This is a genomic window from Chryseobacterium sp. MA9, from assembly GCF_024399315.1.
Taxonomy (GTDB): Bacteria; Bacteroidota; Bacteroidia; order Flavobacteriales; family Weeksellaceae; genus Chryseobacterium.
On the sequence record NZ_CP075170.1, the window covers coordinates 4864615 to 4877749 of the forward strand.

At 36.3% G+C, this 13135-nt stretch carries 10 protein-coding genes; 6 read left to right on the plus strand and 4 right to left on the minus strand.

All coding sequences use genetic code 11. The annotated features are described in order from the left end of the window. The first annotated feature begins 103 nt into the window (after positions 1-103). Both KIK00_RS22225 and KIK00_RS22230 read left to right on the plus strand, forming a co-directional pair. The gene (locus KIK00_RS22225) at positions 104-1090 is read left to right on the plus strand and encodes a DMT family transporter (protein WP_255814424.1); all 987 of its coding nucleotides are present in this window, start codon (positions 104-106) and stop codon (positions 1088-1090) included. Positions 1091-1172: 82 nt separating this feature from the next. Then, complete coding sequence (locus KIK00_RS22230) at positions 1173-2165, plus strand: alpha/beta fold hydrolase (protein WP_255814425.1); 993 nt, start codon at positions 1173-1175, stop codon at positions 2163-2165. Between the two features lie 149 nt (positions 2166-2314). On the opposite strand, the gene KIK00_RS22235 is transcribed toward KIK00_RS22230, so the two are convergent. Continuing rightward, positions 2315-3457: an MFS transporter gene (locus KIK00_RS22235; RefSeq protein WP_255814426.1), complete on the minus strand. Its 1143-nt coding sequence runs from the start codon at positions 3455-3457 to the stop codon at positions 2315-2317. A gap of 75 nt (positions 3458-3532) precedes the next feature. On the opposite strand from KIK00_RS22235, the gene KIK00_RS22240 reads away from it, so the two are divergent. Together KIK00_RS22240 and KIK00_RS22245 are read left to right on the plus strand one after the other, a co-directional pair. Then, positions 3533-4315 (plus strand): helix-turn-helix domain-containing protein, encoded by a 783-nt coding sequence (locus KIK00_RS22240; protein ID WP_255814427.1) that lies wholly within the window; start codon positions 3533-3535, stop codon positions 4313-4315. Positions 4316-4521: 206 nt separating this feature from the next. Continuing rightward, on the plus strand, positions 4522-4965 hold the full coding sequence (locus KIK00_RS22245; protein WP_255814428.1) for an SRPBCC domain-containing protein: 444 nt from the start codon (positions 4522-4524) through the stop codon (positions 4963-4965). A 70-nt stretch (positions 4966-5035) separates the two neighbouring features. On the opposite strand, the gene rplS is transcribed toward KIK00_RS22245, so the two are convergent. Continuing rightward, the gene (rplS, locus tag KIK00_RS22250; RefSeq protein ID WP_047376947.1) at positions 5036-5392 is read right to left on the minus strand and encodes a 50S ribosomal protein L19; all 357 of its coding nucleotides are present in this window, start codon (positions 5390-5392) and stop codon (positions 5036-5038) included. Positions 5393-5686: 294 nt separating this feature from the next. Here rplS and KIK00_RS22255 point away from each other — a divergent pair, with 294 nt between their 5' ends. After that, a complete protein-coding gene (locus KIK00_RS22255; protein ID WP_255814429.1) occupies positions 5687-8425 on the plus strand; it encodes a fibronectin type III domain-containing protein in 2739 nt (912 codons plus the stop codon). 193 nt (positions 8426-8618) lie between these two features. Here the strand turns inward: KIK00_RS22255 and KIK00_RS22260 are convergent, their stop codons facing one another. After that, positions 8619-10157, minus strand: a complete 1539-nt coding sequence (locus KIK00_RS22260) for a membrane-binding protein (RefSeq protein ID WP_255814430.1) — start codon at positions 10155-10157, stop codon at positions 8619-8621. Between the two features lie 389 nt (positions 10158-10546). Between KIK00_RS22260 and KIK00_RS22265 the strand changes: the two genes are divergently transcribed. After that, positions 10547-11248, plus strand: coding sequence for a CoA transferase subunit A (locus KIK00_RS22265; RefSeq protein ID WP_047376945.1), 702 nt, complete (start codon positions 10547-10549; stop codon positions 11246-11248). 49 nt (positions 11249-11297) lie between these two features. Here KIK00_RS22265 and KIK00_RS22270 read toward each other — a convergent pair whose 3' ends face one another. Next, positions 11298-13100 (minus strand): ABC transporter ATP-binding protein, encoded by a 1803-nt coding sequence (locus tag KIK00_RS22270; protein WP_255814431.1) that lies wholly within the window; start codon positions 13098-13100, stop codon positions 11298-11300. Positions 13101-13135: the final 35 nt, after the last annotated feature.

Sequence of the window (13135 nt, forward strand, 5' to 3'; positions counted from 1 at the left end):
AATCGCCACAAGCTTGCTTGTGGCGATTTTGTTTATCTATCATTATAACACTGCAGATAGGTTTAATTTATATGTCGTAACTTTGCAGGCTGTAAAAAAAATTATGAAGAAGAAAAATATACTAAAAGGTGTTTTATTTGTAGGGATTGGAGCTAGTATATACGGTATGTTGGCCACTTTTGTGAAAATGGCTTACCATGATGGTTTCACCACTTCGGAAGTAACTACTTCCCAGTTTGTATTAGGTTTGACGGGACTTTTGATTCTCAATCTTATTCAGACCTTAACCTCGAAGCAGAAATTATCGCTGCCAAATTCTAAAGAAGTCAGAATGTTGCTGCTTGCAGGAACTTCTTTAGGAGGAACAAGCTTATTCTATTATATTGCTGTACAGTATATCAATGTTTCAATTGCCATTGTACTATTGATGCAGTCGGTATGGTTCAGTGTAGTGGTGGAAAGTATTCTTACAAAAAAACTGCCCAATGCAAGAAAAGTAATTTCTGTGGTTATTGTATTACTGGGAACAGTTCTGGCAACAAATCTTATTAATATGGAGATAGAATTGGACTGGCATGGAGTCTTCTGGGGACTGATGGCTGCTGCTTCATATACCTTAACGATGTTCACTTCCAATACGTTGGCTACCCATCTTCCGGTTTTCAGAAAAAGTATTATCATGCTGGCTGGGGGCTCTGTAGTGGTTTTTGCATTTTTATTCTTTGCACAGATCGGACCTATGTATTTTGACGGTTTAAAATCATTATATCTGAATTTTACAGAAAATACAGAGCATATTCATTCATTCAATTATTCAATATTCCTGACATACGGATTTGTGCTGGCTCTTTTTGGAACCATTATTCCACCAATTTTATTCAATATTGGATTTCCAAATGCGGGATTGGGTCTGGGAAGTATTGTTTCATCACTGGAACTTCCGGTTTCTGTTACGATGGCCTTTGTTTTACTGGGTGAGAAAGTATTTCTGATCCAATGGATAGGAATTGCCCTGATCCTTTTTGCTATTGTTTTGATGAACTTACCTTCAAAAAAAGTAAACGAAGTTTCGGTGGCAGAATTGTCTTAAAAAAATATTTAAATAAAATAATAGTTGAAGCCGTTCCTTTTGGAGCGGTTTTTTTAATTTTAATCCTTTAAATAAAAGTTTCATGAAACATTTCAGAAATATAACAGCTGCTTTTGCATTGATAATGTCCGGTTTTATGTTTTCACAGGTAAAGCCTCTGGATGCAATGCTTTCTGACTATAAATATCCTTATGAAGTTCACTTTCTCAATTTTAAGTCTCAGGGCGAAGAGTTGAAAATGGCCTATATGGATGTTCACCCACAAAAGCCCAATGGGAAAACAATAATGCTTCTCCATGGAAAGAATTTCAACGGAGCGTACTGGGAGAAAACAGCAAAGGATTTGTCTGCTAAAGGATTCAGAGTAGTAATTCCTGATCAGATCGGATTTGGAAAATCGTCCAAACCCCATGCTTACCAGTTTTCTTTTTCACAGCTGGCGGAAAATACAAAAGCAGTTCTGGATGAATTAAAGATTGATAAAGCAATAATACTGGGGCATTCAATGGGAGGAATGGTAGCTTCCAGATTTACATTGCTGTATCCGGAGAAAGTACAGAAACTGATTCTTGAAAATCCAATCGGGCTTGAGGATTATAAAACGTTTGCAGCTTACCAGACAATTGATCAGGCATATCAATCTGAACTTAAAAATACATCGGAAACCTATAAAAACTACCAACTGAAATTCTATTATGATAACAAGTGGAAAGAAGAGTATCAGCCATGGCTTGATCTGATTGCAGGATGGACGCTTCATAAAGATTACCCTCAGGTAGCCTGGGATGCAGCTCTTACCTCGGATATGATCTACAATCAGCCGGTATGCTATGAATTTAAAAATATTAAAGTTCCTACACTGCTTATTATTGGAACAAGAGACAGAACCGCAATAGGGAAAGACAGAGCTCCCAAGGAACTTCAGCCGAAAATGGGACAATATCAGGAGCTAGGAAAGAAAACTCAACACGAAATTGCCGGTTCAAAGCTTGTAGAACTTGACAATGTAGGACATCTTCCTCATATAGAAGTATATCCTGAATTTTTTGAAGCCCTGTACAATTTTATACAATAAATTTAAAACTATAAAATATCTGAAACATTAAGTTTTCTTAAATGATTACAATAGAGTTTAGGCAGATTCAATATTAAGCTTATTCAACTGTTCGTTTATTTTTGAGGAAACGACGATTCTTGTTATCTTTTAAACTTAATGTTTCAGATTTATTGCTTCTTACAATCAATGAATAGTAAAGCACACACTCCAATTCCCGAAAATATGACACAGGAGATCCCTAAATTCTGTATAAAACCAATGCTTGTCAGCCCTACACCTATCAGGATATAATAAATCAGTCCCAGCAATGCTCCGGCACTTCCGGTCTCATTTTTATAATGGATAAGTGCAGTGCTTAAAATATTTGGAACTGCCATACTGAACGCCATCACAATGAAAAAATAAGGGATTAAAAAATATATTCCTGTACCTGTCAGAATCCATACGAAAATAGAAGCAGCAAATGCTGAGATAACACTGACTTTAACTAAATGTTTAGGTGGTATGTTCTTCAATAAGAGGAATCTGTTGAGTTTTGCTCCTGCAAATGTCCCGCCTGCCAATATAACACTGCTGTATCCGAAAACATATGAAGAGTAATGATGTTCTTTAAAGATAAATGGGGCCAGCGAATAGTAAGAAAACAACAAGACATTAAAACTCATTATGAATAAGCAGCATTTTATGATGGCCTTGTCACAAAGCATTCTCTTTAATAAACCTGCTAAAATACCCATGTTGATTTCTTTTACTGAATGTTGGGTTTCTGAAATTTTCTTACGGGAAAGAATAAAAAACAACCCTGCAAGCAGACATAATGTTATGAAAACTCCCTGATGTCCAACAGAAAAAGCCAATACTGATCCGGTAATCATTCCTATTACAGGACTTACAGATAAACCAATTCCGATCCAGGAAAATACTTTACTGATACTGTTTTGATCATAAGTGTCTCTTAGAATCGTTTGTGTTACAATAGAGCCTACGGAGATTCCAAATGCAGAAATAATCCTGGCACTAAGGAGAATCATAAAATTGGGCGCGAAAATAGCCGTCAGCGTTCCGATTCCATAGGTAATAAGTCCATATTCAAGGGATTTTTTTCTTCCGATTCTGTCACATTGTATTCCCCAAAATGCCACTCCCAGAGCAAATGCAATAAAATATAAACTGATCGTTAGGGTAACAGATTCTTCTTTCACCTGAAACTGTTCCTGAACCATTGGCAAAACCGGGCTGTAAATGGTTTCTACAAACTGAGGAAGCATTACAAGTATGGTGAGCAGCCAGATAGGATTTGTCTTTTTCATTTTTTTCTGCAAAGTTTCCAAAATTTCAATGTATATTTATAATGATATAAAAACAAAAAATATCAAAAATAGGACATGGCTGTATTGAAACAAAACGAAGAGTTTGATGCGGATTCTATTCAACAAAAAGTAATTGGAATAGCTTCTGATATGGTGATGCATGATTCCGGCTTTCATCTTCATACAACGAAAGCTCAGCTGCTATATGCACCCTCTGGCTGTATGACAGTCACTACTTCTGACAGGCAGTTCGTTCTTCCTCCATTCAGAATGCTTTGGATTCCAGCAAACGCTGTCCATCGGGTGAATTTCCGGAATATCGTAGCTTATAGATCTGTCTATTTTGATGAAAATTATTCCGAAAAATATATGAAATCCAGTCTCAAAGTTCTTCATGTAAATTCTTTATTAAAAGAAATTATAGAAAGGATTTGTTTTTGGGAATGGTTGGAACCTGGTAATGATCAGACTAATCTTTTAAAAGTATTTTGGGATGAAATGAGTAAGGCTCCGGAAGAAAAGTTAGAACTTAAAATACCACAGGACAGGCGTTTTAAAAAGCTTTCAGAAGAATGGACTCTGCGTGATGCCATGCCGCCGATGTTGAAAGACCTTGCAGAAAAAGTTGGGGCAGTGGAGAAAACAATCAGCCGTATTTTCAAAAAAGAAACAGGATTATCTTACCAGGAATGGAGGCAGCAGTGGCGGTTGCAGCGATCGATTGAGCTTTTGGTGGAAGGTAATTCAATTGGAGAAGTTTCTCATATTTTGGACTTTTCATCTGATAGTGCTTTTATAAATTTTTTCAAGAAACAGACGGGTTCCACTCCTTTGCAATATCTCATGAAAAATGAGTAGCCATCAAGGAAAAAAATTGGGAAAATGATGTTTGTAACCAAAGAAAAAATTAAATATTCTTTTAAGTTGTGTATCATGTCAAGGTTTTACACCTTGACATGATACACATAGTAGTAAAAATTTCTTGTCTTATGCAAAGTCTATTGAAAAGTAATTTGCTTAACATTGGATGTATCAATAGAATAGCTAAATAAAAAATAAAAGATATGAACAATTATACTACTACAATTGAACTCAAAGCTTCGGCAGAGAATATCTATGAGGCTCTTTCTCATCAGATTCCTCTTTGGTGGTCTGAACTGTTTACTGGAGTATCAGCACAGGAAGGGGATGTATTTACGGTAAGATTTGGAGACCATATTCATAAGACAATAAGTATAAAAGAAGCAATATCCAACTCAAGATTGATTTGGTCTGTTGATGATTCACTGATTGCTATTCCTGAATTAAAAAATCAGACAGAGTGGATTGGGACACGTATCGTATGGGAAATGAAACAAAAGGAGAACAGCAGTTTGTTGCAGCTTACCCATGTAGGTTTAAATCCGACTGTGGAGTGTTATACTATTTGTTCCGGTGGCTGGAATCAATTTATCGGGAGTCTGAAACTCTTTCTGGAAACCGGAACCGGAAATCCTTACAAAAAATGAAAAATATTGAAATAAAAAAAGAGACTGTTTACGTATAAACAGCCTCTTTTTGTATGTATTGTTGTCTGAATTATTTCTTCTTGTAAGCAGCGTCTTTGATTCTTGCTTTTTTACCTCTAAGGTCTCTGAAGTAGTAAATTCTAGCTCTTCTAACTCTACCTTTTCTGTCAAGCTCGATTTTTTGAAGTGCAGGTAGGTTAATAGGGAATACTCTTTCTACACCTACATCACCACTCATTTTTCTGATAGTGAAAGTTTTTGTAGAACCAGTACCTCTTAATTGGATAACTGTTCCTTTGAAGAACTGAGTTCTTGTCTTTTGTCCTTCTTTAATTTCGTAATACACAGTAATTGTATCACCTGCTTTGAATTCAGGGAATTCTTTTTTAGCAATGTACTTGTCTTGTACGTACTTTAATAAATCCATTATTAATAAAATAAAATGTTAAAGCTAAGCAACTTACACGTTCTTCGTCAGAGGTTGAATAACAGGTTGCAAATGTACAAAATACTTTTTGAATATGCCAAATAATTAATGTACTAAAAACTATAATTTTTTCATTCCGGTTTTGCTAAAAAATTAACGGTTTCTTTAAAGTACCATCAGACAGAGTTTATATGGGAATTCTACTTTTGCCCGAAGTAAAAAATCCGAACAACGATTTTTTAAATTCCTGATTCACAATTTAAAACTATATGTTATTTTAAAACTAAAGCTATTATGAAACATTATTTCTTCTTTTTTTGTTTCGCGGTCCAGATGGCTTTCGGGCAGGTTTTGTTTCCCTATTTACAAAATCCAACCCCGAATTCTATGATCGTCAATTGGAAAACAGCTTCCAATAATGAAACAACCGTGATCTACGGAGATTCTCCAACGAATTTGAACGTGACGGTAACAGGAACTACCAATATCTTTTCAGATACGGGGTACAACAACAACTATTATTATCACACAGCAAAGATCGCCAATCTTCAGCCGAATACGAAATACTATTACAAGATAAAAACCGGAACCAGTGAGTCTGCCGTTTACAATTTCAGAACACTTCCTTTACCGGGACAGGCTGTAACTGCCAATGGAAAGATCCGTTTCCTTATTATGGGTGACAACCAGATCAAAGCAGAGCCTAGATATGATACTCTTACGCTGAATGCTTATAAAAAATTAAAGGAAAAATTCGGAGCCACTTCAGATCCGTCAGATAATATTGCTCTTACTTTTATGGTGGGAGATCAGGTGGATGTAGGAACATTGGATCATTACGAGAATGTTCACTTTAAAAAGAACATCAAGTTATCTCCTTATCTGCCTATACAGACCACAGTAGGAAATCATGAGACTTACGGAACGCTGGGAATGAATTCCTATTATGCCCATTTCTATATAGATGAAATTAAATATAAAAATATAAGCTCTGGTAATGAGAATTATTATGCTCAGCAGGCGGGTAATGTATTATTTGTGAGTTTAAGTTCTGAGCATACGGGATCAGCACAGCAGACCTGGCTTCAGCAGATCTTAACAGCAGCCAACAATGATCCTACGGTAGACTGGATCATTTCTTTGAGCCACAGACCTTATCAGGCAGAGCAATATGTAGGAGATATCTCTACATGGGTAAGAGAAAATGCAGTACCACTTCTGGTAACCTCTGATAAATATTTAATGCACGTTGGAGCTCACCACCACTTATATCACAGAGGACAGCTGAAAAATACACCAAACTATCAGATTATTTCTGGAGGGACAGCATGGGATCAGTATTGGGGAATGTCCAATGAAAAAGATTTTGATGATGTTCAGAAAACTTTGACAGACTGGACGTATCAGATTGTGGAAGTAGATATTCCAACCGGAAAAGTGGATATCGAATGTTATTCGATCGGTGGAGTCTATAACAAAAAAAATAATGTACTGGTAGATTCTTTCCATAGGTATAAAAATCAGCCTAAGCCGGCTAAACCATCCATTACAAATAATTTCTCAGGAGCTATCACTTTACCTTTGACATTGAATGGAAGTGCATTTGCTTCTTCAAATAATGAACTGTTGAACACTACACAGTTCCTGATCAGTAAGACATCTAATTTTTCTGTGATTGAAAAAGAATTCTACCGTGATTTTGAAAACTGGTTTGGGAAAGACGGAAACGGAACTCCGGATAAAACCAAAAACCTGAATGATGGAGTAGACATTACAAAAGCCACCTTAGCTGCGAACTCTATTCCAAATGGAATTTATTACGTGAAAACCCGTTACAGAGACAGAAATCTGGAGTGGAGTGACTGGAGTGATGTGAAACAGTTTGAAATCACTGGAAGTGTAGTTTCAAATCCTACTTTTACTTTAAATAAAACAGAATATGCCCAAAATGAAGCCATTACCGCTACTTTCACCGGAGGTCCAGGAAACCAGCAGGATTGGGTAGGAATCTATAAAAAAGGACAAACGCCGGCCAGTACTACTTCACAAGTGTATAGTTATACTAATGGGCAGGTAGCAGGAACAGTTACTTTTAATAACGGTATGGCTAATAAAGGCCAGTATTTTGCAGGATTTTTTGCTAATGGCGGCTATACAGAAATCACTCCTAGAAAAAATTTCTATGTAGGACCGAAAGTTCAGCTGCAGACTACTTCTGATACCTATCCGGTAGGAGGAACAGTTGTCCTTAATTTTACTGACGGGCCCAACTTACAGAAAGACTGGATCGGAATTTATAAAATGGGGCAGACTCCGGGAACTACAGCTTCTATCAAATGGAGTTATGTAACAGCTGCATCAGGAACATTGAATTTTACAGGGCTTCCGAAAGGATATTATTACGCTCAATATTTACTGGAAGACGGATATAACGGAATCGGGGAGAAGGTATTCTTTAAAGTAGGAGATATCGTTACAGATCTTTGGATCAACAAACCGGTATATACTTTAGGAGAAAATATTACGGCTTCATGGACGGATTCTCCGGGAATTATAAAAGATTGGTTAGGAATTTATCCTCAAAGTGTTCAGACACCGGATGATAATTTTGTTTCTTATACCTATTTTGACGGAGTGACTCAGGGAACAAAAACCATCCAGGGAACAGCAGTACCTGCCACACCAGGAAACTATTATATGGTAATGTTTACCAATGATTCCTATACAGAAGTTTCAAACAGGGTACAGTTCCAGGTAACTTCACCAACATTAGGAACTGAAGAAACCAGAAGTACAGAGAAAAATGTAGTGTTGTATCCGAACCCAACCAAACCGGGACAGCCTACTTTTATCAAAAGTGATTACCCGATTGAGAAAATAGAGTTGGTCTCAGCTTCGGGAGAACTGCTTTATGTATCGAAAAATATCAATAATCAACGTTTCTCTTTGGTGAATGAGAATCTTCCTGCAGGCGTTTATTTTGTAAAAGTACACGGAAGAAAACTATTTACTCTAAAGCTGATTATTCAGTAAGGTAAACAAAACACCATTATAATTTTAGAGACTGCTAGAAATAGTAGTCTCTTTTTTTATTATTTAAACATACTACCTGCTTAATCTGAATAATTCGGCAGGAATGTTTACCACAAATATCTGTGTTATATGTGGTTAAATGAAAAAGCGATTCCAAAAAAATGAAACCGCCTTTGATATATAGTTGTGGTAATTAGTCAAATAGATGGTGCAGATCATCCTCGCTGATCAGCGTCTGGTTTTCAGCAGAAGCATTTTCCTCCTGAGCATCGGCCAGCGTTTTAGTTTCCTGAATGAGCTTTCCATCCATATTATAAAGTTTTAACAAGATCCATTTCCCGCTGCGTTCAAGTTCTTTAGCTCCATCCCATGTTTTTATTCTGATTTTTCCGTTTTGAATAACACCTGCTTTTACAGAAGACTTATTGGCAGGCTTTCCTTTTATATACTGTGTGATTTGTGCTGTGAAGGAATAATCTTCCCCGTCTTCACTGATAGGTTGTGTGAATGTATATAAAATAGTGCCTTTGGGGTCATAAACAGTTGCATCATAGAATGTTTGTTTAGCGTTCAGCTTTTTTTCAAAACTCAGTTTCGTATTAGCACCTTCAAAAAAGTTTTTGATATTTACAATAATACCTTCCTTATAGACTGTTTCATTAAAGCCTTCATAAGTAGTACCATTATAAGGCATATCATCTTTGTAGGTCAATGTAGATTTCAGCTTTCCATCTGGAGAATAATATTTAATTTCCTGTATGATCTCATCTTTTAAAAACTTCTCAGATGATAATTTTCCGTTTTCATCAAAGTATTTACTTGTTACAATTGATCCTTTTTCATAGGTATCGATGGATGAAATCTGTGTATATTCATAAGCCAGCTGATAATCCTCTCCATCCATTGGATTATAAATATCATTTTCCTTATCATACTGATATATCAGATGTCCTATTTTTTTACCCGACTCATCATAAGTGGTTTTATAGCCATCTTTTTTATTCATTTTCTGCTCCTGTAAGATCTTTCCGCTTTTGCTGTAAGTTACACTTTCCTTTACACTGCCGTCTTTTCTGTATTTTTCTATCTTTGAGATCCTCATTGGGCTGGAATAATAATCTACCATCATGTTTTCTGCAGAACCGGAAGTGCCGCTTCCCAGATACTTACCCTTTTCACCATAATATTTTGTTTCAGTATTACCGTCCTTATCAATGATGGTTTCGTTTCTGATGCCTTTAATGTCATTATCATAAACGGTTGTTTTTACAGGCGTGGAGTTTTCATAATCGACCAGAATATTAAAATCAATTCCGTCCTCAGCATCTTTATAGCTGAACATCTTTCCTGAAAAATTTCCGTCAGCTTTATATACCATATCTTCTGTCAACCTGCCTTCCGTATCATAAGTCTGAGCTGGACCAACCTGTTGGCCGTTAGAATAGGTGGCAAAATTCAGAACCTTTCCTTCAGGTGTATACCAGGTGACTTTTCCGTCAAAAACTTCGTTGTTTGGAGTAGTGTCAGAAGCCAGACCTTCCATCTGTAGTTTTCCGTCCTTATAGAAGTCTTTGATAAGAGTTAGTTTTCCTTTAGGAGTCGTTTCACGGTAATATTCCATTTTATCCTGAGTGGTTTTTTCCCAGTTTTCATCGAAATAAGTTTTTTCTTGTGCATACACATTGATACTGAGTACCAGGGCAAGTAATGCTGAGGTAAATAATTTTTTCATGCTTTTATTTAAGGTTTGATTTTGTATATGATTAATATGATGATAGGTGTTGAAGCAGATCTTAGTAGCGATCAAAAGAACCGAAAAGGGCAGGTAATTGTCTGCCATGAAATAATTTCTACATTAAAATTGTGTTTAAGTAAATACTATCCTGAAACAACAAAATAGGCTGTTCTTCTGGATTTGAAGGCCCAAATATAAATCAAATTGATGAAAAATACCATGAAAAATGAACAGACTTGTTCGATTTTGTAAATAAGTGTTTGATTATTATGGTCTTAAATTATAAAATATATCACTCTAAAAAGGATGAAATTCCGTATCATTTCCGTTCATCGGATATACAAGAAAATTTATTAAATTTAGCCAACAGAAAAATCTAATATTTCATGATAGATAAAAGAGTAAAAAATGCAAAGGAGGCCATCGAAGGAATTAATGATGGAATGACACTGATGCTTGGCGGATTCGGACTTTGCGGTATTCCTGAAAACTCAATCAATGCTTTGGTAGAAAGTGATGTGAAAGATCTGACTTGTATTTCAAACAATGCGGGGGTAGATGATTTCGGATTAGGATTACTGCTTCACAAAAGACAGATCAAGAAAATGATCTCTTCTTATGTGGGAGAAAATGCTGAATTTGAAAGACAGATGCTTTCAGGTGAACTGGATGTAGAACTTACTCCACAAGGGACTTTAGCTGAAAAATGCAGAGCTGCTCAGGCAGGAATTCCGGCTTTTTACACACCTGCAGGTTACGGAACTGAAGTAGCAGAAGGAAAAGAAGTAAAAGAATTCAAAGGAAAACCTCATATCCTGGAGCATGCTTACGATGCAGACTTTTCTATCGTAAAAGCATGGAAAGGAGACCACGCCGGAAACCTTATCTTCAAAGGATCTGCGCGAAATTTCAACCATCCTATGGCAGGAGCTGCAAAGATTACCATTGCTGAAGTAGAAGAATTGGTAGAACCGGGACAATTGGATCCAAACGAAATTCATATTCCGGGAATCATGATTCAAAGGATTTTCCAGGGAGAAAAATTTGAAAAAAGAATTGAGCAGAGAACAGTAAGAACTAAAGAATAAGTTCGAATAATAAAACAAAAAAGCGCTGAAAATATTTTCAGCGCTTTTTTTATGCTTGAGGAGTAAGAGTTTTTCTTTCTCCGATCTGTTGTCTCCACATGGCGTAGTAAAGTCCTTTTTCAGCAATCAGATTGCTGTGGGAACCTGTTTCTACTACCTGCCCGCGTTCAAGAACATAGATTTTATCGGCATGCATAATCGTACTTAAGCGGTGGGCTATGAGTACTGTGATCTGTTCTCTTTCTTTTGATATGTCCTTGATGGTCGTAGTAATTTCTTCTTCAGTAATACTGTCCAGTGCAGAAGTAGCTTCATCAAAAATCAACAGATGAGGTTTTCTTAAAAGAGCTCTTGCAATGGCAATTCTTTGTTTTTCACCGCCGCTCAGTTTCAGACCGCCTTCACCAATAACTGTTTCAATTCCTTTTTCTGCCCTTTCCAGCAATGCCGTGCAGCTCGATTTCTGTAAAGCAGCAGCCAGCTCCTGTTCAGTAGCAGCAGGATTTACGAAAAGAAGATTTTCTTTAATAGTTCCTGCAAATAATTGAGTATCCTGAGTTACAAAACCAATTTGATTTCTCAGTTCATCAAAATCAAATTCCTTCCCATTAATTCCATTGTAAAAAATATTCCCTTCCTGAGGTCTGTACAACCCAACCAGCAGTTTTACCAGTGTACTTTTTCCGGAACCACTAGGCCCTACAAAAGCAATAGTTTCTCCGTTTTTGAGATCAAAAGAGATATTATTTAAGGCTTTATACTGGGCAGACTGATGTTTGAAAGAAACGTGTTTGAACTCCAGTTCTTCAATAGCACCAATTTGTTTCGGATGAAGAGGTTTTTCTTCTACTTCTTTTTTCATTAAACGGTCAAAATTCTGAAGAGAAGCTTCCGCCTCACGGTAAGAAATAATGATATTCCCGATTTCCTGCATCGGCCCAAAAATAAAGAAACCATAAAACATTAAGGATAGATACTGCCCTGGAGTCACAATATTTTTAAAAATTAAATACAATAAAGTCAGGGTAATCAACTGCTGGAGAAAATTCACCATCGTTCCCTGGATAAAACTTAAAGAACGGATGCTTTTCACCTTTCTTAGCTCAAGACCAAGGATCTTATAAGTATTGTTATTTAAACGGATTACTTCCTGGTTTGTCAATCCTAAACTTTTCACAATTTCAATGTTTCTTAAACTTTCTGTAGTACTTCCGGCTAAAGCTGTGGTTTCTGAAACAATATTTTTCTGAATGACTTTTATTCTCTTACTCAATAAATTGGTAACAATAGCAATAAAGAATATTCCACAGATATAAACCGGCATAATAGACCAATGCAAACGGATCGCATACACCGAAACGAAAATAATGCTCACCAGAATTCCGAAGAAAATATTAATGAAATTAGTGATAAATTTTACGGTATCTTCTCTTACTTTTGTTAAAATAGATAAAGTTTCACCACTTCTCTGATCTTCAAATTCCTGGAAAGGCAGTGCCATGGAGTGCTTTAAACCGTCTGTAAATATTTTTGCTCCGAATTTTTGGGTAATAACACTTACCACATAATCCTGAAAAGCCTTGGCTATTCTACTCACCATAGCCGTTCCGATAAGCAGCCCAAGGAAATAAAAAGCACCATGATATAAGGAACTTCCATATAAATATTCATTCAGGTTTCTGGGCAATAGTTTTTCTTTATCAAAAAAATTGGGGTGAGTGACCAGCTGGTCCAGAATATTTCCTGTAATAGCCGGGGCGAATAAAGAGAAAACCTGATTGATAGTGGCCAAAAATAAAGAAATGATAATCAGCCATTGATAAGGTTTAAGATATTTGAAAAGTATTTTCATTCTGTTAAAATAATGAAGCAAAATTACAGATATTA